The sequence below is a fragment of the Ruegeria sp. K11 genome, from assembly GCF_056531905.1.
The window spans coordinates 45,426-66,676 of record NZ_JBQFMP010000014.1 but is presented as its reverse complement, the minus strand read 5'-3'; the positions used below and the strand labels follow the sequence as shown (position 1 = coordinate 66,676).

General features: G+C 55.1%; 16 protein-coding genes. 8 read left to right on the top strand and 8 right to left on the bottom strand.

Going from position 1 to position 21,251, the window contains the following annotated elements; translation table 11 throughout:
- Positions 1-289: 289 nt before the first annotated feature.
- Positions 290-1,774: an NAD(P)/FAD-dependent oxidoreductase gene (locus ACR0K4_RS19125; RefSeq protein WP_480855271.1), complete on the top strand. Its 1,485-nt coding sequence runs from the start codon at positions 290-292 to the stop codon at positions 1,772-1,774.
- A 3-nt stretch (positions 1,775-1,777) separates the two neighbouring features.
- Here ACR0K4_RS19125 and asnB read toward each other — a convergent pair whose 3' ends face one another.
- Positions 1,778-3,649 carry an asparagine synthase (glutamine-hydrolyzing) gene (gene asnB, locus ACR0K4_RS19120; RefSeq protein WP_480855270.1) on the bottom strand — a complete coding sequence of 624 codons (1,872 nt, stop codon included), beginning with the start codon at positions 3,647-3,649 and terminating at the stop codon, positions 1,778-1,780.
- Positions 3,650-3,815: 166 nt separating this feature from the next.
- Here asnB and ACR0K4_RS19115 point away from each other — a divergent pair, with 166 nt between their 5' ends.
- From ACR0K4_RS19115 to ACR0K4_RS19100, 4 genes are all read left to right on the top strand, one after another.
- Positions 3,816-4,481 (top strand): response regulator transcription factor, encoded by a 666-nt coding sequence (locus tag ACR0K4_RS19115; RefSeq protein WP_480855268.1) that lies wholly within the window; start codon positions 3,816-3,818, stop codon positions 4,479-4,481.
- Positions 4,471-5,817, top strand: coding sequence for a sensor histidine kinase (locus tag ACR0K4_RS19110; RefSeq protein ID WP_480855266.1), 1,347 nt, complete (start codon positions 4,471-4,473; stop codon positions 5,815-5,817). The genes ACR0K4_RS19115 and ACR0K4_RS19110 overlap by 11 nt, the downstream gene beginning before the upstream one ends.
- A gap of 234 nt (positions 5,818-6,051) precedes the next feature.
- The gene (locus tag ACR0K4_RS19105) at positions 6,052-8,016 is read left to right on the top strand and encodes a hypothetical protein (RefSeq protein WP_480855264.1); all 1,965 of its coding nucleotides are present in this window, start codon (positions 6,052-6,054) and stop codon (positions 8,014-8,016) included.
- A 63-nt stretch (positions 8,017-8,079) separates the two neighbouring features.
- Positions 8,080-8,889, top strand: a complete 810-nt coding sequence (locus tag ACR0K4_RS19100; protein WP_170658127.1) for an FkbM family methyltransferase — start codon at positions 8,080-8,082, stop codon at positions 8,887-8,889.
- A 36-nt stretch (positions 8,890-8,925) separates the two neighbouring features.
- On the opposite strand, the gene ACR0K4_RS19095 is transcribed toward ACR0K4_RS19100, so the two are convergent.
- The 3 genes from ACR0K4_RS19095 to ACR0K4_RS19085 are packed head-to-tail and all read right to left on the bottom strand — an operon-like array spanning position 8,926 to position 12,459.
- Entirely contained in the window at positions 8,926-9,951 is a 1,026-nt protein-coding gene (locus ACR0K4_RS19095) for a glycosyltransferase family 2 protein (RefSeq protein ID WP_480855262.1), read from the bottom strand.
- The gene (locus ACR0K4_RS19090; protein WP_480855261.1) at positions 9,948-11,459 is read right to left on the bottom strand and encodes a hypothetical protein; all 1,512 of its coding nucleotides are present in this window, start codon (positions 11,457-11,459) and stop codon (positions 9,948-9,950) included. The genes ACR0K4_RS19095 and ACR0K4_RS19090 overlap by 4 nt, the downstream gene beginning before the upstream one ends.
- A gap of 7 nt (positions 11,460-11,466) precedes the next feature.
- Positions 11,467-12,459, bottom strand: coding sequence for a UDP-glucuronic acid decarboxylase family protein (locus ACR0K4_RS19085; RefSeq protein ID WP_480855259.1), 993 nt, complete (start codon positions 12,457-12,459; stop codon positions 11,467-11,469).
- A 375-nt stretch (positions 12,460-12,834) separates the two neighbouring features.
- Between ACR0K4_RS19085 and ACR0K4_RS19080 the strand changes: the two genes are divergently transcribed.
- Both ACR0K4_RS19080 and ACR0K4_RS19075 read left to right on the top strand, forming a co-directional pair.
- On the top strand, positions 12,835-14,913 hold the full coding sequence (locus tag ACR0K4_RS19080) for an acyltransferase family protein (RefSeq protein WP_480855257.1): 2,079 nt from the start codon (positions 12,835-12,837) through the stop codon (positions 14,911-14,913).
- A 251-nt stretch (positions 14,914-15,164) separates the two neighbouring features.
- Positions 15,165-15,698, top strand: coding sequence for a VPLPA-CTERM sorting domain-containing protein (locus tag ACR0K4_RS19075; protein WP_480855256.1), 534 nt, complete (start codon positions 15,165-15,167; stop codon positions 15,696-15,698).
- 66 nt (positions 15,699-15,764) lie between these two features.
- Here the strand turns inward: ACR0K4_RS19075 and ACR0K4_RS19070 are convergent, their stop codons facing one another.
- The 4 genes from ACR0K4_RS19070 to ACR0K4_RS19055 are packed head-to-tail and all read right to left on the bottom strand — an operon-like array spanning position 15,765 to position 19,811.
- Positions 15,765-16,649, bottom strand: a complete 885-nt coding sequence (locus tag ACR0K4_RS19070) for a glycosyltransferase family 2 protein (RefSeq protein ID WP_480855255.1) — start codon at positions 16,647-16,649, stop codon at positions 15,765-15,767.
- Complete coding sequence (locus ACR0K4_RS19065) at positions 16,630-17,460, bottom strand: CpsD/CapB family tyrosine-protein kinase (protein WP_480855254.1); 831 nt, start codon at positions 17,458-17,460, stop codon at positions 16,630-16,632. The genes ACR0K4_RS19070 and ACR0K4_RS19065 overlap by 20 nt, the downstream gene beginning before the upstream one ends.
- Before the next feature lie 34 nt (positions 17,461-17,494).
- On the bottom strand, positions 17,495-19,033 hold the full coding sequence (locus ACR0K4_RS19060; RefSeq protein ID WP_480855253.1) for a GumC family protein: 1,539 nt from the start codon (positions 19,031-19,033) through the stop codon (positions 17,495-17,497).
- Position 19,034: 1 nt separating this feature from the next.
- Positions 19,035-19,811: an ExeA family protein gene (locus tag ACR0K4_RS19055; RefSeq protein ID WP_480855252.1), complete on the bottom strand. Its 777-nt coding sequence runs from the start codon at positions 19,809-19,811 to the stop codon at positions 19,035-19,037.
- 819 nt (positions 19,812-20,630) lie between these two features.
- On the opposite strand from ACR0K4_RS19055, the gene ACR0K4_RS19050 reads away from it, so the two are divergent.
- Entirely contained in the window at positions 20,631-21,248 is a 618-nt protein-coding gene (locus ACR0K4_RS19050; protein WP_480855251.1) for a sugar transferase, read from the top strand.
- The last annotated feature ends 3 nt before the right edge of the window (positions 21,249-21,251 follow it).

Here is a 21,251-nt window from a genome sequence, read left to right as displayed (position 1 = left end):
TTTATTCAATCATCTGTTGGAATTTTTCGGTCGAGTTCTTATGAATAAACCTGGTGTTTCCAGAGGACTGGACTACGAGTTCCCGGCGCGGCATTCCCGATCTTCAATCAGGTTCATTCCGACCTGATGCGCGGGTCGTTCCGCACAGATGCGTGCTTGAATATTATGCCTGATGCGAGTGTCTTGTAAGGAACACGGCTACTGTTTCGAGGGCCAACAGGAATTTGTTGTGAATCGACGATAACCTCCTGTAGCCTGACACTAGGGTTTTGGTATGGATGTTAGTCATTTGAAAAAAGATATTGTTCCAGTTGTTGTCATTGGGGGCGGACCGGCTGGTCTGACCGCTGCCTATGAGCTTCAAAAACTGAGTGATACGCATGTCCCTCAGGTCTATGAGGCCTCGGACATGGTCGGGGGAATCTCACGGACCGAGACCCATAAGGGCTATCGTTTCGATATTGGCGGGCACCGGTTCTTCACCAAGGTTGGTGAAGTCGAGGACATGTGGCACGAAGTGATGGGTGACGATTTCATCACCGTTCAGCGCCTGAGCCGCATCTTTTACCGCAACAAGTTTTATGATTACCCGCTGCGCATCTTCAATGCCCTTGGGAATATAGGTCCTTATGAGACCTATAAGATCATTGGCAGTTTTGTGAAGTGGAAGCTGCGCCCCAAGCCGCAGGAAGACACTTTTGAAGAGTGGGTGATCAACCGCTTTGGCGGGCGTCTCTATATGCATTTCTTCCATAGCTATACCAAGAAGGTCTGGGGCATTCCGCCATCGGAGATCCGGGCCGACTGGGCCGCGCAGCGGATCAAGAACCTGTCTTTACCCAAGGCGGTCTGGAATGCGATTTCCGGCGCCAATGACACAGCCAGCCTGATCGAGGAATTCCAGTACCCCCGCCTTGGCCCCGGCATGATGTGGGAAAAGACCCGTGATCTGATCAAGGAAAAAGGCGGTACCGTTGAAACCCACTCCGAAGTGGTGCGGGTGAACCGCGACGGCAACCGTGTCACGTCGATTGATGTGCGCCACTGGAATGAAGAGGGTGAGAAGCGCATCGAACGGGTTGAGGGTGAAGAGTTCATCAATTCGATGGCCGTGCGCGATCTGATCCACGCCTTTGATCCGCCGCCGCCGCCCGAAGTTGTCGAGGCAGCAGATCGCCTGAAATATCGCGATTTCCTGATCGTGACGCTGATCCTTGATCACGCGGATCCATTCCCGGACAACTGGATTTACATCCATAGTCCGAAGGTAAAGGTGGGCCGCATCCAGAACTTTCGTGCCTGGTCCAAGGAAATGCTGCCTGATCAGAACACCGCATCAATCGGGATGGAGTATTTCTGCCAGAAGGGTGACGGGCTGTGGTCCTCGGCTGACGAAGATCTCAAACATCTTGCCAGTGAAGAACTTGAACAGCTTGGCCTTGCCAAGGCCAGCGACGTCATCGATTGTGCCGTGATCCGGCAGCCCAAGGCATATCCGGTTTATGACAGCGAATACAAAGATGCTTTGGATACCGTCAGCGACTGGCTAAAGACGCTGGAGAATTTTCAGACTGTCGGACGCAACGGCCTGCATCGATATAACAATCAGGATCACTCGATGCTGTCAGCGATGTATGCCGCCCGCAATATCATGGGCGAAGACAACGACATCTGGGACGTGAATGTGGAACGCTCGTATCACGAGGAATTCGAGGCGGATTCCAAGAAGAATGCCGCCCCCGAAAAAAACCTTCGTAAAAGCACGGCGCACTGATCCTTAACCGGGAACTGCGGTATTTGCAGGTTCGCGGTTTATCGACAGATTGGAGGGGTGGGTGTCCGGCTGGATTGTGACGTGATCGCGTAATCTACTGATTTCCCGGCTTTCATCCTGACGATCCAGACCGCATCGCAACCAGGTCTCGGTCAGCAGCAGTCGTAACCGAAGATCTGGCGCGGTTTCGGTAATGGCTGTGTGCATTTGCGTCCGGGTCAGACCGATCAGGTCCTGCAAACAGGTATTTCTGAAGTATTCAGGGCGAATATCCAGCCGTTGGAATACGGTCGTCTGACCCATGTTCCCAATGCGTGGGCCAAGGGCGCGGGGGGAATAGCGACTGGCGACTTCCCTGACGACCCATTTGTCACGAATGAATGGGTGTGCGGCTTTGAAAGCAAAGGGTGAGAGCCGCAGCTTGTGCCGCGTCGGAAGATTGACTGCGAACCGAGCAATCGCAGTATTTAGGAACGGAAAGCGTGCCTCGATACCGGCAGCCATGCCCATTGCGTCGTTCTGATGCAAGTGGGTCGACAGGGGGTGGCGCATACAGTCCAGCGTCCATTGTCTGCTGCGATCCTTCAGCGGGCGATCAATCGCCTTTGCGCGATCATTCCGGGGCGGCCGCGTGGCCCAAAAAGAGCCTATCACTGGCAATGCTCCTACCCCGTCCAACATCCGGTTGTACCCGCTGGTCAGACGTTTGCGCCCCAACCCGGGACCGCCCAGGAATAACTCATCCGCCCCGGCACCCGAGATCAGGCCCTTCATTCCGGAATCAGCCGCCAACCGGGCCGCCATCATCAATGGGACACAATGCGAAGGTTGTTGGGGCGGGCTTTCGCTGTGCCGTATAATGTGGGGTATCATGTCGATAAAATCCTGCTCATCGACATCAACAACATGCAGATCAAGTTTCAGGCTTCTGGCCAGATTACGGGTTGCGTCCACCTCGCTGCGCTCACCTTTTACATTGGTGTGAAACAGCGGCAGGTTCTGATGTTGTGATGCAGCGATTGCGGCCAGCAGGGATGAATCCACACCTCCGGAACAAAAGGCGCCTATAGGTGCTTCGGCGAACAGATGCGCAGCCAGGGATCTGTGCATCAGATCAGAAAATTCGTCGACAATTTCGGGCGTCGGCAGGTTGTCGAGACGCGCCATTTCGCTGGGATCGAGGAAATCCTCCAGATGAAAGAAGGATGTGACCTCAACCCTGCCGGTTCCGTCAAGACGCAGGCAAGTTCCGGGGGGCAGGCTCCGGACACCGTCATAGAAGGTTTGACCTTGCCCTGGTTCGCCGGAATGCGTCAGATACGTCGCCACTGCGTCGATATCCGGTCGCAGTGTCATCCACGGCTGGAATGCCTTTATTTCCGAGGCGAACAGAAAGGCCGGGCCTTCTTTTGTCTGCTCTTGCGTCCAGTAAAGAGGTTTCATCCCAAAGCGATCCCGCGCGAGCAGAACCTGGCGGGTATGTCGGTCCACGAAAGCCAGTCCGAACATGCCTTCGAACCGGGGCAGTACATCCGCACCCCATTGGATCAGACTGTGCAGAACAACCTCGGTATCCGAGGTTGTTCGGAACCCTATCCCAAGCGCCTCAAGCTCGGACCGCAGGGATCTGAAGTTATAGACCTCACCCGTGTAGACCAAGACGTAACGGCCGGTTGGATCGGTGAAGGGCTGATCTGACCGGATATCGGTATCCACAAGGGACAGGCGCTGATGCGCCAATCCAAGGCCGGGCTCTGCCAGGGTATGGCTGGCATCGGGGCCGCGATAACGGATGCAAAATGCACTTTTGCTCAGCCTCAGCGCATCAGGGGTTCGTGTTCCATCCTTTGGACAAATACCAAACAGGCCAGACATTCGGGCCTCCGACATTGCAGTAGATTAGCGGGCGAAGCCCGGTATGACAGATTTTGGTCGCTTTCGACGAAGGGGCGGGTGCACTATAAAAAAGACAGAGTGAACGATGCATGTCGGGCCTTGTCATGCCCTGTTCATGTTTGTGTGTGCCAGTGGCGAGGGTTTGATGAAGATACTTGTTGCCGAAGACGACGACACGCTGCGCAGTGATCTGGGTCGGTTGATGCGCGCGCGCGGGGATGTCGTGAAACTGGCCGAAAACGGCAAGGATGCACTGTTTCTGGGAGAGACCGAAGACTGGGACGTCATCATTCTGGATTTGGGGCTGCCGGGGCTGGACGGGCTTTCGATCCTGCACGAATGGCGCAGCCGTAATATGGCGGTGCCGGTTCTGATCCTGTCGGCGCGCGACAGCTGGAATGACATTGTCTCCGGCTTGCGCAACGGTGCCGACGATTATCTGGCAAAACCCTTCCATTCCGAAGAACTCATGGCGCGGCTCGAGGCTCTGGTCCGGCGGGCAAGCGGGCGGGGCACGCCCGCGATTGATGTGGGGGATCTGTCGGTTCTGCCGGATGAAAAGACCGCTTACTTCAAGGGCCGGACCGTATCTCTGACCGCGTTTGAATTTCGCGCGCTGGAGCATCTGGCCCGACATGCAGGCTCGGTCGTCAGTCGGGCCGATCTGATTGAACACATCTATGACGAAGAGCTGGACCTTAATTCGAATGTCATCGACGTTTTAATCTCGCGCTTGCGCCGCAAAATGTCCGCTTCGCTGGTGGAAACCGTGCGTCGACAAGGGTACCGGATTCCTACAGATGATGCGTGAATGGGCCACGATCCCACGCCGCGTTTCGATTGCGACAATCGCGATCTGCTGCGCCATACTTGGCGTTGGTACCCTTATTTTAATTCAGCTTTATCGTACCCATGAAATCCGCGAACTGGAGCTATTGCTGGCACAGGACCTGTTGATCGAATCCAGCCGGATCACGTTTGATGGGACCAATATTGATCTGTCCAAAGGAGATGGGCGCGGGATTTATGACCTCGATAACGTGAACTGGGTTTGGCAACTCACCAAAGAGCGGGAAGGTGATGCACCCGAAATCCTGATTCAATCTCCGTCGCTTGGTCCTCTTACTGCGACCAGCGCAGTGCTTGACGTCCCGGCATCGGGCAAGGGAAACTTCATGAGCCCAAACGGAGGACTCGTCCTTGGTCTGTCGACCGCCTTTCCGGGAGCTGCGCCCGAAGATCGGATGATCTTTCGGATTGCAGGACCCATGCGGCATGTCGGTGAAGGAATTCGCAGCGCAACCCGGCTGATTGCGTTGGTTTTTTTCGGCATCGCCCTGACGGTTTCGATCTCGGTGTATTTTACGGTCAACCGGGGTCTTAGGCCGCTGGAACGGCTCAGCGCATCGGTCAAGGCCATGCGCCAGGACGACCAGATTATCGACAAACGCAACTGGCCGCCGGATTTGGTTCCGGTGGTCGAAGAGTTGCGTGAACTGCATCGCCGCAACAACATGAGCCTTGAAAAGACCCGCAGAAAGAATGCGGAACTGGCGCATGGCCTCAAAACGCCCCTAGCCGCCCTGAGGCGCGTTGCCGAAGGGATGGGTGATAACAGGCGCGATCAGATTGTCGATCTCATCGACCGGATGACGCGCGTGATCAAGCGTAACCTCAGCCGTGCCCGGACCGAGCGCCCTTATGGGAAATCTGCACCGGTTCGTACCAGCGCCGAAGACGTGATGTATGCGCTTGGCGTCATTTTCAGGGATCGGATGCCCAAGGTGGAAATCGCCATAGAGACCGGTGTCGTGTTTGCTGGAGAGATCGCGGACATCCAGGAGATTTTTGGCAACCTGCTTGAAAACGCCTGTTTCTGGGCCAGAAGCCGGGTACGTATTTCGGCGACTGCAAATGGCCGGGATTTGATTGCGCTTCATATCGAAGATGATGGCCCCGGCATGGGTCAAAGCCAAAAGATACCCGATATCGCCACCGATGATGACGACGATGAACACGGCCTGGGCCTGTTGATTGTCCGGGATATTGCCGAGCTTTATGGCGGCTCGGTCAATATCGGGACGTCCGTCCTGGGCGGGGCTAAAGTATCGGTCATGTTGCCCGGGCGGATCGAAACGCCCAAATAAATATCGGCACGGAGTATTTGTTTCCCCAAGATCGCCAATGTGGATATGCTTTCTGTATTGGTGCCGTATTGCGCATGCAATCCATCCGATAGGTACAAAACACGCAACCTGATGAGAATTACATGTTATCAGTGAATTGGTTGATTGAAGATAGATGCATTCAGCTGGAATCCAGTATGCCTTTTATTGGGTAATCGTCGACTGTTGTGTTTTGATGAGATTGTATAAGACGTGATGATATTGCGCCTTTTTCTTTTACTCATTGGGTTGGCTGGCATTGTACTGGCCGGTCAGGATGTTGCGGCAACATTGGCCGCTGACGCGGCGCTTTTGGATGGAACATCGACCTACTTTGCATCCAGCGGAGTTTTGTTTTCATATCTCTGGGTTCCTCTGGTCGCGCTGGCAGCATCAGCACTGTTTGTTGCGCCCGGTTTGCTGCTGGCCCTCGGAATAGCCACGTCCGAAGACCGTTTTGAGCACTGGTTGCTCAAAGGGTTCACTTTTTCTTTGTTTGGTGTACCGGCGCTTGCTGCTGCGGTGCAGGCGATTAGTGGCGTTCCGATGACGGGAACCGCCTTCATTCTGCTGCTCGTTTTACTCTGCCTGCCCGGTATTGGCCTCATCGCATCCCGTCCCGTTCCAGAGATATTGCAGGGCAGAGGCTGGGATGTGGCGGGCATGATCGTCTTGCCGCTTGTCGTTCTGATCTTTCTGGCGCCCAAATTTTATTGGGAATCGCTGAATGATGACGGGGCGCACAGCTTTCTGAACGCGATGTTGTTCATGACTCGTGGCTTGCCGTTCTGGCCGCCGGACGCGGGTGGGATCGGGGGATATCCGACCCCGAAAATGATGTCGGAAACCTTCCTACAAACCGGGTTCATGCGCCTGTTTGGGCCTTATGAGGTTTCTACCCGGCTTGCATACCTGCCGGGGGTTTCGGTCCTGTTCGGGGTGATGCTGTCCTTTGTGCGCGATGCGGACGGCCAGACCGATCCTCGCACCGTTCTGGGGTTGGGAGGCGCGTTGCTTCTGTTTTCCTTCGTGATGGCGTTCAACCCGTCCTACAATCCTTATTTCGCCGACATCGCCTTGCCCATGGCGCGCGAGCCAATGATCCTGCTGGGAGTGTTGGGCTACATCCTGTTCTTCAATGAACAGAGGTTCGGCTGGATGGCATTTGTCTCTACCCTGGCCTTGTTGACCGCCCCGAATGGCACTTTGCTCATCGGGTTCTTTCTTATTTCCCATTTCCTTTTGACCCGACCACTGCCGTTCCGAAAAGTATTTGTCGCGGGGCTGATTGCCCTTGGTGTGCTGGTGCTGGCATCGTTGGTTGAAATGATGCTGACCCGGTCTGGGCTGATGGGCGTGGCCGACGAATTTGGGGCCGACAGCATTCTGCGCCGTCTGCGCTTTGTGACGGTATTCGATACCGGACGGTTCCTGTTCTGGCTGCTGCCCTGCGGGATCCTGCCCGGTCTGGCACTATTGGCCTGGCCCTGGCAGGACAAACTGTCCAGAACGCTGACCCTGACGGTCATTGCATATGTACTGTTTTTCTATGTGCAGGCCTATCGCATCCTGCCGCACCACTTTGCCCCCGCTGCAGTCATTCCGCTGATCATCTTCTGGCGGTTACGTCCGGTACAGGTTGCCCCGACCCCGGCACTGGCTTGTGCATTGGCCGGGCTTGCGGTGAGCGTCTGGGTCAGTTGGCCCGATACATTGCGCCCGTTTACCCAAACCCGGGATATTGGTCATCGCATCTCCATCGAAACGGATGCTGCACCGTTCCCTGATTTGAACCAGATCCGTGTGGTTCCAGACCTGATCGCGCAAGGTTTCCCGCCTGTCTGGACACAGGCAGAGTTGGAAAAGCAGTACATGGCCGGACAATTGTCGGTTTATGTTCATGCCAGAATGTCAGCGCCTGATACCGCAATCCCGGATTATTTTATTCGCGCGGCAACTGCCCCTTTAGCGGAGGGGGAAGTCGTGATTGGTGAAGCTGTGGAAGGACAGGTTCTGGTGGTGCGTAATCAGGCGGCCTACGAAAAGGATCTTGGGAATACCGACGTTCCGGTCAGTATTGCAGATGCCTATCGCGTGCCGCTTGATAGCATTTTCGGACAGGGCACGCGCGAGACGCCGTATCCCGTCTGGGATATCGCGAAAGTAGTGGGGCTGAGATAGCCAAAGATTAGGAAACATCAGATTTGCCCGGGGAAAAATACGGGCAGTTAAACGGAGAACTTTATGAAGCAAAATCTTGCAAAACTGGTTGAATCATACCCAGTCCTCCAGAAGCCTGCCTATTTCGCTTATATCGGCGTGGTCAGTGCCAAAAACGTCAGCCGTCGTTTCGCCATGAACAATCTCGGCTATCTGCCGAAACGTGTCTCGGACCGGGGTCAGGATGTCTGGGTCATCAACGAGGTCTATAACGGCAAACGCAACGGGTTCTTTGTGGAACTTGGGGCCGCTGACGGGTTTTCCGATTCAAACACGTTCATTCTGGAAAAGCATTATGGCTGGTCCGGACTGCTGATCGAGCCCAACCCGATCAACTATAACCGGATCACCAACTGGCATCACCGCACCTCAACCAAAGTTCCACTGGCAGTTGATCCTGAACCGGGCAATCTGGAGTTTATGATTGATGGTCAGCGCAGCAGCCTGCTGGTGGACGAGGCCGACAACATGACCGAGCGCCGCGCCTCGAAACTGGCCCGGTTCCGTGAAAAGGGCATGGTCGTCACGGTTGAGGCCGTACCGCTGGAAGAGGTTCTGGATCGTTACAACGCACCCGCGGATATCGACTATTTCAGCCTGGATGTGGAAGGGTCGGAAACCCGGATTATGCGGAACTTCCCGTTCGACAGGTATCGCTTCCATGCCATGACAATCGAACGCCCGACGCCTGAGCTGAACGAACTGCTGTTTGCCAATGGCTATCACTTCGTGCGCAACTCGCTGTACGACACCTTCTATGTGCATGAGAGCAATCCGCGCTTTGATCAGGTCGAGAAATTGCCGTTCGAACAATTGCCCGCCAAACAGTTCTGAAACTGTCTCTGATACACCTCCGTGTCGCGCGAACGTTCAGTTTCGCGTGACGCGGAGTTTCTGCTTTTGCCCCAGCACGTGATATTCGAACAGGCACCAGACATAGACGGTGGCCGAGTAGACATAATAGACCTGATGGTACAGCAGGCACTTGAAGGCAAACCATGGTCCACCATGCCCGGCCATCGTGCGGACCAGATCGAAATTGGCGACAAAGGCTGCGGCCAGCAGCGCGAAGGGCAGGGGCCATGCCCCCGGCCAGATCGGCAGGGCCAATATGGACAGCAGCAACAGACCCGCAAGGCCGGCCCGTACACGTTCGGCGGCCGATGTGTTCAGATCATCCGACAACCCCTCGCGCGAGATCATCAGACGGGCCCAGGGCAGGGCGCGGCAGTAGATGTCGGTGCTCAGGCTGTTGCGGATGGTCCAGACTTTCAGGTGCTTGCCCTGCAGTTGAGGCTCCACAAGGATGCGACGGCCGGTATTGGCGATCCGATAACCCAGCTCGATATCCTCGATCGACGGGACCTCATAAGTTTTGACATCGAACCCGCCGACCTCGCGAAACACATCGCGCCGGATGGCGCCGCATCCGGCCCAGAATGTGCGCGCCTCGCGCCGGGCACGCTGGTGGTGATAGCGGTGCAACAGGTTCTTGTAGCGCGAAAACCATGCCTGCCCGTCCGGCGTATCGTCATATGAGCCGAACACCGCCCCGACATTATCCTCGGACATGGCTCGACGGATATGTTCCGGGCCGTCAGGCCAGGCGATGACATCGGAATCGACAAACCACAGGATATCGCCCATGGCCTGTTCGGCGGCCAGATTGCGCGCGGCCCCGGGCCCGCCATTGACCGGCGTGGTCAGAACCGTCGCGCCCATCTTTTGCGCAAGCGCTGCGGTGCCGTCGGGGGATTGATCATCGACCACCAGAACCTCCTGCACCTGACCGGCGTTCAGCATATCGATCAGCGGCGGCAGCACGCGCGGCAGCAGGTGTTCCGCGTTATACGCTGGCATGACCACGCTGATGGTAAGAGACGAAGCTGAACTCACGAGATATCTCCGGAAGCAGAGCGCGGCGTCTGGGACCGCTGGACAAGAAGAAGGAAGGCGGCGGTAAAGGGCAGCAGCCACATCACGCGCGCGCCATAACGATCTGCAGGTTGGGACACACCGCCACAGACCAGCGCGTTGACGGCAATTCCGATCAGGATGAACAAGGCAAACAGCTTCAGCGGTGGTGCAATTCGTCCGGGCCACAGCAGCATTCCGATCACAATAACCAACGAGATCAGATAAATCCCTGAATGGATGATATTTGCCGCCCCAAGCCAGGGCTGGTCGCGCGTCAGAATAACGTCATCGAGAACTCCAAGCTGCGCGTCAGGCAGCCCGGAGAGTAATTTCGCATTGCGGATAACAGCCTCGTTCGGGATGGTCATTCTGACACTGTTCATGCCAAGCTGCGTGGCCGCATTTTCACCAAGCGCAAAAAGCGTCCCGAATGGACGGGCCACCAGGACCTTCAGGAAGAAGGCGCGCTGTTCGGCGGCAACAGCCTGCTGATCCTCAATCGGCATCAGCCGGAAAGAGCCCAGCCGTTCAGATTGTTCAAAGATGATATGGGTGGCGGTCAGCCGATACGGATCGTCAGACCAGGTCAGCGCCTCATGCAGCGCGCAGGTTGCAAGGTCAGATTGCGGGCAGACATCGTTCAGATAGTTCAGGCCCGGGCCATCAACGATCAGGCGCGCGGTGATATAGGGCGTATAGACCACCTCTTTCTGCGCAACAGTTTCCGTTGCAAATTCAAAGGCTTTACGCTCGGCAATCGCCAGCGCGACAAGGCAGATAGCAAATCCTGCGGCTAGCCACCGCCCATATCCAAGGCGCAGCAGGGCGGCGAGCACCACAAAGGGCACCATCAGAACCGCAACCCCCAGATGCGAAGGGTGCAGAACCACCGCAAACGTGGCCAGGGCCAGCGCTCCCAGCCACTCCAGCGCAGTCATATAACGCCCGGCCACAACGACCGCTGCAATCAGGATCAGCAGGATCGATGCGAAGATATCCGGCATGACATAGGCGATATAGAAAGGCAGCGAGGTCACTCCTGCTGCCAACAATGGAATTGTCACCAATTCAAGCGTGTTTCGGCCGGTCGGTACAGTGCGCTGCACCACGCGCATCGCCAGCCAGACCGCAAGCAATAACGCGGCCAGATGAACACCTGCAACAGCCCCCAGCGCATCAGCACGCCAGAAAGCCGCAACCAGCAGGGCATAGGCCATTGAACGTGACCCGCCGGTTGTTTCATCCTCGTCGCCGGTTTGATCTGCCTGAACCGTGTTGGTGCCACCTTGAGCACCTTCAGGTTCTGACGCAGGCAGAATAAGGGACAACGCCGTATCGCCCTGTCTGAAATAACTGCCGGTATCGAAGTAATAGAGTGGGCCGCGATTGATCATCACGACCATCAGACAGACGAACAACGTTGCTGCGAACAGCAGGATCCCCCGGAACCATCGGGGCGATCTTTCGAGAGGGGTCTGCACGGCCATTACCGTTCTACAGCTCCTTCATTGCCATCCCGGTACGCTGGAAATAGGCAATTGTGGCCTTTAACCCTTCCTCAAGCGCAACCTTGGGCACCCAGCCCAGCTGTTCCTTGGCGCGGGTAATATCCGGCTGACGCTGGATCGGATCATCCTGTGGCAATGGGTGCATCACCAGTTCGGATTTCGATCCGGTCAGACGGATCACGGCCTCGGCCAGTTCGCGGATGCTCATCTCGACCGGGTTGCCTATGTTTATTGGGCCGGTCACGTCCTCAGGGGATTCCATCAGCCTGATCAGCCCATCAATCAGATCGGATACGAAACAAAACGACCGGGTCTGGCTGCCATCGCCGTAAATGGTGATGGGCTCTCCGTTCAGGGCCTGCATGATGAAATTGGACACAACGCGCCCGTCATCGGGATGCATATGCGGCCCATAAGTGTTGAAAATCCGCGCCACTTTGATTGGCAGGTTGTGCTGGCGATAGTAGTCAAAGAACAACGTCTCGGCGCAGCGCTTGCCCTCGTCATAGCACGAGCGCGGCCCGATCGGGTTCACATGCCCCACATAATCCTCGGTCTGTGGGTGAATCTGTGGATCGCCATAAACCTCAGAGGTCGAGGCCTGCAGGATGCGCGCGCCAACCCGTTTGGCCAGCCCCAGCATGTTGATCGCCCCATGCACCGACGTTTTTGTCGTCTGTACCGGATCATGCTGATAGTGGAAGGGCGAGGCCGGGCAGGCCAGATTGTAAATCTCGTCCACCTCGACATAAAGCGGAAAAGTCACGTCATGACGCATGACCTCGAACCGGGGATTGTTCAGAAAGTGGCGCAGATTGGCACGCCGCCCGGTGAAATAGTTGTCGACGCACAGAACCTCATGCCCCTGTTCCAGCAGAGCTGCACACAGATGCGAGCCCAGAAACCCGGCCCCCCCTGTCACAAGGATCCGTTTGGCATTCAGATTCATCTCATCGGGATCAAAATCAGACACGTTCATCGGTGGCCCCGGCAACTTTCACCATTTCTGGCACAACACCCATTCGCATCATCTCCCTGCTCATAGGCAGGCACTTTAAACAAACGGCCAAACTACAAATTCCGATCGAAAATAAGCGCCTGTACTGGGTACAACAACAGCCCAACGCTACACGAAACTGTGGGCGCGTCTAAGGAGAAATATAGGGGGTGCCGTGTTTCGCCCGTTTTTCCGAACAGGTGCGCTTTCCCGACCTCATGCGAAACTTTGTACACGAACAGTGAGGAGTGCCAGACGGGATTGTTTCCCAAATTCCACGTAACATTTCTACGCGTGGTTTCTCTTATTCGCATGATAAATCGCAACAGGTGGCCCCACGGCAAACATGAACGGGACATGACCGCGTCAGACATACCCAGTTCACCTGCCCTTTTTATTATCTGCCGGGTTCTTGTCGTCAGTAAGTGGTTCCCAGTTTCCGAAGCAATGCATTATCGACCCGAAGTAGATGGATTGCGTGCAATTGCCGTGGTGCCGGTGGTGTTTTTTCACGCGGGCTTTTCACTCTTCAAAGGCGGTTTCGTCGGCGTCGATGTCTTTTTCGTCATTTCGGGTTATCTGATTACCTCCATTCTTCTTAAAGAACTCGAAGCCGGTACATTTTCTCTCCTGAACTTCTATGAGCGTCGGGCCCGTCGTATTCTGCCCGCCCTGGCGGTCATGGTCGCGGCCTGTATACCCGTCGCGATCTTCCTGATGACCCCTGCACAAGCGAAGAATTTCGCACAGAGTGTTGCAGCCGTCGGCCTTTTTGCCTCGAATGTTCTGTTCTGGCTTGAAAGTGGCTATTTCGATATGGCCTCGGAAGAGAAGCCGCTGCTTCATACCTGGAGCCTTGCGGTTGAAGAGCAGTTTTATATCGTCTTCCCGTTACTTCTGCTGTTGCTATGGACCTACAGAAGAAGGCTGCTTGTTCCCGCTTTGGTGATTTTGGCCATGCTCAGCCTTGCGCTGTGCGAATGGGGCTGGCGGAACGCACCAGGTGCAACCTTCTTTCTTGCACCAACCCGCGCCTGGGAGCTACTGGCGGGATCGTTCTGCGCCATTCTCATAAGGCGTGGCATCACCGCCCATGATGTGTTGGCTGCATTCGGCGTCGCGATGATCGGCATATCCATTTTCGTCTTTGACGAGGCCACGCCGTTTCCATCCATCTATGCCCTGCTTCCGGTCGGCGGCACAGTCCTTGTAATCCTGTTTGCCGGACCCGAAACACTAACCGGCAAACTGTTGGCCAGACCCTTATTCGTTGGCCTCGGGCTTATCAGTTACAGCGCCTATCTCTGGCATCAACCCCTCTTTGCATTCGCTCGTCTCTGGACGCCAGAGACCGTGTCGACAACCGTTTTCGCCTGCCTGATCTGTCTGACTTTCGCGATTGCGTATCTAAGCTGGCGTTATGTTGAAACGCCGTTCCGCCGTACTTCGGGTTCGCGCTCGATCCCTCGAGGACCGGTTTTTGCCCTGGCTGTTACGGTCTCGTTGCTGTTCGTGACATTCGGTGTCTGGGGCCAGATGACAAAAGGCTGGCGCAACGCCTATCTGGCGCGCATGCCCGAAGCGGAAAGGCATATGCTTTCCATGATCGAGCATGCGTATAACGAACAACTCGCCAATGCGATGTCGCGCTATGATGATGGTGGCTGTGTCTTCGATATCCGCACAATTGATGACGCAGTGCGCCAGCGTATTGTCGATTGCGCCGAGGAACATGGTCCCGGAGTTCTTGTTCTGGGCGACAGTCACGCGATTGACCTTTATGGCGCGGTTATCACCGCATCGCAGGCCGACGAGCCTTTCCTGATCGGACTTGTCTCAGGTGGCTGCCGGCCGCATACGCCCATGCCGTACTGCGCGTACACCGCACTTGCAGATTTCATCAAGGACCACCCGGATATCTTCGAGTTTGCGGTTTTCGAACAGGCTGGGTTCTATCTTTTGCAAGGCCCCGGTTTTGACGTCGGTCGACGAGACATGTTCGGCAAGCTGTCGCCAAATGAAACGGTCCCACAATTTGTCCCGCACGTGGATCACGTGCTGGCCGTCAAAGACTATCTGGAACGTCTTGCGGACCATATCCCAACTGTTTGGCTGACCCCTCGTATCGAGCCGCACATACAACCGGCTTATATTCGAAGGTCCGGATGTGAACACTCTTATCAGCTTCGGCCAGGTACCGAGGAAACATTCCTGAACCTTGAGGCCATGATTGCCAGATCACTTTCAGAGTCTCCTGTGGAATTCCTGTCGCAGAACAGTTTGCTCAACCTGTCTTTTCCAGAAGACTTCTTATCCTGCGACGCGCTGTTCTGGTCAGATGGAGACCATTTCAGCGACGCTGGAGAGGAGCGGTTTGGCAAAAGAATGCAGGTTGTTGAGAACGCGCGTGCGGTACTGGGGCTGGATCAGAAGTGAAATACCTGGCGCCTGGCGGTTCGCGAACCCTGATTCCCTTACTGTGAGCGCCGTCATGTTCACACTTAGGAAACAAACCAATGCTTAAGTCTGAATTATGCCCCTTGCTACGCCCCATTGCCCCAAAAAAGCCGCAATTTCTCAAAAAAGCCTTAGCAATCAAACGGAAATGATTTATTAACATTGTTAGTAGGTGCCGTGCTCGGGGTGTGCATGGACTCAGTGTGTTAAAAATAAAGGTGGGTCCTTTAATGTTTAGAACTTTAAAAATGGCGCTTGTAGGGCTTGTCGCCGCTGTCTTTATGACCGGCTCGGCCAGCGCGCTGACACAAGTCACTGCTGGTGGCAGCTATGACATCACATCCGACAATCTGTTTTTTGGCGCGGTAGATACAAACGCGGGTGGTGGCGGATCCTATTCCGTCAACTTTACCTCGCCTGTTGACCCTCTGGGGGCATCAGCACAGGCAACCATCGGTATTCGTCTGCTGACCAACGCTTTCCCTCTGGGTCTGACGGTAAAATGGGTCGATGCGAACAATCCTGCCAACGTACTGGCCTCGACGACTGTGCTGGGCGGTGTGACAACAACACTCAAGACGCTCTTCAGCAGCGTGAGCCCGAATACCTTGAGCCAGAACCTCGTATTCGTCTGGGCGGCATCGGCACCGAACGTGTCCTTTGACTTTGACGTGGCCGCAGTTCCGCTGCCAGCCGGTGGCGTTCTGCTCCTGACTGCACTTGGCGGTCTGGCTCTGGCCCGCCGTCGCAAGACTGCTGCCTGAGCAAAGCACATAATCTGACCTACAACGACAAGGGGCCGCTATGCGGTCCCTTTTCTTTTGATGTGATCAGATATTGCGGCCTGATGCCTGACGCAACATCCAGACCATCCGCTGGCACCTGAGCCGGAACAAGGTTGAAATGGCGCGCAAGATTTCACCAGTTGAGGTCAATTTGCTACTGGCGACAACTTTCGGGGCATGCACAACCGCGCTTGCCGGCATTGCAAGCGCGCGGATTGCCCATCGCAAACGCGCCGGGGCATCGGTTCCGTTCAGTTGATACCCCTCTTGCGTTGTCCGCCGCCACTTGGCTTTGAGCGCCGACCAGTCCTGTCGGGACGGATGGCTTACACACAACTCGTCCCGGTAGACCAGGCTATAGCCACGGGCAACAGCGCGCATGGTCCACTCCCGATCTTCGGAAACACCATTGATGAACCCGCCGATCTTGTCGAACACGTCCCGCCTGGTCAGCAGGTTGCCTGCGCCAGAACATCCCTGGACTTCAATATAACGCCGGAAATTAAAGGCAAAGACAGCCTCGAACGCTTCAGCCCCGCTGCGTGGTGACGGGGTTTCATCAAAGACATCGACCCGACCGCCAATCAAATCCCCCTGATCCGCAATCTGACGCCCAACCGCCAGCCAATCCGGCGCGGGAACGCAATCCGCATCAATGAAAAACAATCTCGGAGCCGTAGTTTCTGCAACCCCACGGTTACGTGCATGAGCCGCGCCTTTTTGCGGCTCTATCAGGAAGCGGATTTCCGGGAAGGTCTGCCGAATGCCGTCCAGTGAAACGGGTGAGTTGTTATCGACAACAACAACCTCAGTGTCTTTCAGATCGTTCTCTCGAAGCGCATGAAGGCACCTCTCCAACCTTGGCAGGTCGTTGTAGTGAGGGATGATAACCGCATCGACCGGTACCGTTTCAGTAGGAGCCGTACTCATTTCCAAAGGCCCCGCTGATATACCGGCACTTGTTCAAAACGATCCCCATGACATTCGTGAGTTCCGCCAACTGTCGCTCGGCGATGTCGATATGATCGATACTGGTCTCCTCAGCTGCAGCCAGAAGCAGGGCACAATCGACATTCCTGAGGAACCCGTGACTGTCATCACTGGCCATCAGCGGGGGTGTATCAAACAGAATGATATCGGGTTTGTATTCCGCCTCGAGCCATTCCAGAAACTCGATGGTTCGGCGGCTTTGCAGGATCTCAGCGGGATTGCGTGTCGAAGCGAAATTCAACCCGAAAATCACGTTGTTGCCATGGCGCAAAGCGTGTTCGTGAAACGGCACATGGCCCTGAATGACATCGGCCATATTGTAATCGCCGGTTTGCTTCAGGATTTCGGCCAGTCCTCTGCGCCGCAGGTCGAAATCGATCACGATCGTGCGCAAATCTTCCTGCCGTCCCAGGCTGAAGGCCAGATTGGCTGCTGACGTGCTTTTACCGCATCCGCTGTAAGGAGACGTCAGTGCCACCCGGCGCCAACCGTTGGTCAGGGTTTGCTGCAGCATCTTGGTGCGTAGCATGTCATAGGGAGTCGCATCTGCACCGCCACGAAAAGACATCAGGCGCTTACGGGAGATGAGGCGCGGTTCGATCTTAATCTCTGGCACAGCTTGCCAGACATCTTCATTGACGCTGTCTTCAGGAACATGTCGCTGTTCTTCAGTCAGCGGCAGTGGTTGAACATGCTGGCGGCTGTCGCGTTCTTTGCGCGCCTTCTGAATCGCCTGCTGAAGACGGTCCATTACACCTTCCTTACTTCAATAAAAACGAAATTCACTAAAAAACCCCAAGCTTGTCGATCATTCTCTCGGTGAGCAGATCCAGAGGCAAATAATAAGTGTGAACGGCCCAGACAGATGCAGGTACTCCGATCATAATCACCAGAATAACCGCCGCCCATGTAAGGCGTTGCTTCATCACTTCACCCCTGGATCTTACATAGGGAAGCGTAGCGATGGGCCAGACATCCAGTTTCTTGATCAGATCCTCAGGCCTGCGCGGAGCCCGGTTCAGCAGTTCCAGCAAAAAGACAAGAGCCAGACCCAACCCTATACCGGCCCCTATGCCACCGCCCGCGATGAGTAGACGGTTGGGCTTGGTAGGAGAGCTCGGGACTGCGGGATGTTCGATCACCGACACGCGCTGGCCCTGGGATGTAACCTCGATGCGTTCGCCGGTCGATGCCGAAGCCAAACGAGAGACAGCTGTGTTGTATTGACCCTGAATATTGCCCTGGTCGCGCTGCAATTCAGATAATGTAATCGAGTTTGCCGGGGTCTGTTCAATTGACCGGGTTACCTTTTGAAGGCTTTCCTCGGTGGTGGCACGCTGGTCTTCCAGGGCAGAAATCTGTGAATCCAGTTGAGCCAGTTGAAGGTCCAGTGACGAATTGCCCGTTTGCGTGGAACTCGAGGCCGCGCTTGCCGTCTGTTCAGCTGCAACCACTTCTTCCAGACGTTTGATCTTGGCACGCAGTAACCTGATCTGTGGGCTGCTTTCGGAATAGACCCCCAACTGATTATCAAGCTGGTTGCGCAATTGGGTCAGCTGTTGCTGTGCCTGTGTCTGTGGTTGTTGAGGCGCAGTCGTGATCTGACCGGTAGTATTATAGATTTCCAACAGTTTCTCACGCTGATTCTGCAGCGTGAAAATCTGCTGGTCTGTCTGCTGAAGACTGGCTTGCAGCGTTCCCTGGCGCCCCATTCGAAACTGCAGGCTGGCAGGCAGTGCTCCGGCGTTCTCGTTCTGAAACTCAAGAACCCTTGCGTTCGCCTTATCAAGCTCGGCCCCAAGGCGTTCGACTTCCTGCTCAAAAAACGCCAGCGTATCCGATGCCCGTTCTTTGCGATAATCAACGTCAAGCTTTTGAATTTCCGTCAGGTATTCATTCAGCACACCGGCCACAATCGGCCCACTTCTACCTTCGAACGAAATGGACATCAGATTTGCCTGATTGCGGCCCGACGAGATACGAACCCGAGTTTTCGAGCGCAGTTCATGGAGAATCTGATCCGGTGTAGCTTCATCCTGCTTCGGCAACACTTCGAACTTGCGCGAAATATCAAGAAGGACCGGGCGTGTCAGCAGGCGTTGCTCAATGATCTGAAGTTGCTCGAACGGGGACGTCGTCACCGTACTGGCCGCCAGATTTCCGGGAATCTGCGGCGATTCCACAATAAGCCGGATATGCGACACATAGGTCGGCGGCAATGTCATCGCCACAGTGACCGAAATTGCCGATACAATCGTCGCCACAATTAGGAAATACGGAAACCGCCTCAGGAAAATGGAGAAATAGTAACGAACCGGGCCCATCTCAGACTGTCAGCTCCTTTTTGAGTGAGTTTCCGCCAAAGAACACACCGTCCTTCACGACCTGGTTGACCACGTCTTCATCCACTTTGTGCGTCTCATTCGTCCAGGCATAAAGCAGAGCGAAATCACAGAACTGGTTCACCAAACGCGGAACGCCCTGCGTTTGCTCAAATATCTGCTTGCAAGCCTCTTCCGTAAACTCTCCGCCTGACCCGCCAGCCGTTTTCATCCTATGCCTGATATAGGCTTCGACAGACTCCTTATCCATGCGTTCGAGATGAAAACTGGCGGCCACGCGTTGGGTCAACTGGCACATCTTGGGGTCCAGAACCATGTCGCGTAACTCGGGCTGACCGACCAGAACAAGCTGGATCAACTCGTCAGTGTTTGAGTTGATATTGGTCAGCATGCGGATTTCCTCCAACCCTTCGACGGTCAGGTTCTGCGCCTCATCGAAAATCAGAACCACCCGCCGCCCTTCGGCATATTCCGCAACAAGAAAATCCTGCAGCGCACGGAAAATCTGCACATAGCTTGCGTCTTTTTCGATTGGCAGGCCCAATGCATGCAGCACCCATTGCAGCAAATCTCCTCCGCCGCCTTGAGCATTTGAGACCAATCCAACCGTGATCGAGTGCTCCATGTCGCTGAGAAGATGCTGGATCAGCGTCGTTTTTCCGGCTCCGATCTCTCCGGTCAGCAAAGTGATCGGCGCGCAGCTCATGATGCCGAATTGCAAGACCGAATAGCCGCGTTTGTGGAGCGGCGACCAGTACATAAACCCTGGATCCGGCAACAACGTGAACGGCCGCCGGTCAAGCCCGAAGAAATCCAAGTAGAACCCGTCGCTTGACGCCATCGCTCCCCGGTAGCCTTCCGCTTTGTCAAACCTAATGCTGGCCCTCCGGAGATTACCTAAACCTAAACTCTGAACCACCAGAAATTCCCTACACAATGCGCATAGATCGAAACCCAATGCACTTATATCACATGAACCAAATATACTTGGGTCGTACTGTGCCATAAAATCAAGATTGCGCGTACTACATGCGATGAATTGACCTTTTGCGCCACCTAATAGAGGGGATTTTTGACAATTGTTTCCCCATCAGGTTGCACAAGAAATGCCCAAGAATGCAGCAGACGCAACCTGAGGCAAGCATCGCCGGAAACCGCTGAACTCTCAAAACCCACCGCTTTTTGAGATCAAAGGCGCAAAACACGACTTATTGTCTCAAATACAGCCACGGGCATCCAGGAATTTGAAGAGGTTCATGGGGCACAACAGCCATATAACAGCTATGTTTTTCGGGATCTCACCACGGGTGCATCAGGAATAATGTTTTGCAAGCGGTTCAGAATTTGTTAACAATTGCGGGCAGGGGTCTACTGTCCGCGCAAGCGTCAGTCGATTTGCAAATGACATAAAAATATAGAGTTTTTTGTATAAAAGTTGAGGTTGAACGCAGTGAGTTCCTAAGTTTGGTAGGTAGTGGTTGTTGAGTATCCGTGTGTGTTGGGGGTTTAAATAGTGACAAGTCATTCCAAAGAAGTAGCCAGCGCTGGCTACTCTAGCATCTCTGTTAGGCCGACCTCAGTGCAGTATCCGGGGTTCTACAGAGGTGTCGGGAAGCGCGTCTTTGATATCGCGTTCACACTGCTTGTGACGCCGTTTGTCGTTCCGGCGATTGCCCTTCTGGCCATCTTTCTGGCCTGTCAGGGGGTGACACCGTTTTATCGTCAGGACCGGGTCGGCAAGAACGGGAAAGCCTTCAAGCTGCTCAAGCTGCGCACCATGGTGCATAATGCCGAATCCGTGCTGAAGGACCACCTGGCTGCAAACCCCGAAGCCCGGGACGAATGGAACCGCAATCAAAAGCTGCGCAACGACCCGCGCATTATCAAGTTCGGCACATTCCTGCGCAAATCCTCGATGGATGAACTGCCGCAATTCTGGAACGTCCTTGTGGGTGAAATGTCCCTGGTCGGCCCGCGCCCCATGATGCTGAACCAGCAGGATTTGTATCCTGGCAAGTTCTATACGGCGATGCGTCCGGGAATTTCGGGACTGTGGCAGGTTTCCAAGCGCAATCAGTCCTCCTTTGCCGAGCGGGCATATCACGACACGGAATACTGGAAGAGCATGTCCCTCAGCACAGATATTTCCACCCTGATCCGGACAGTCTCCGTCGTTCTGCGTGGCACCGGGTGTTAAACC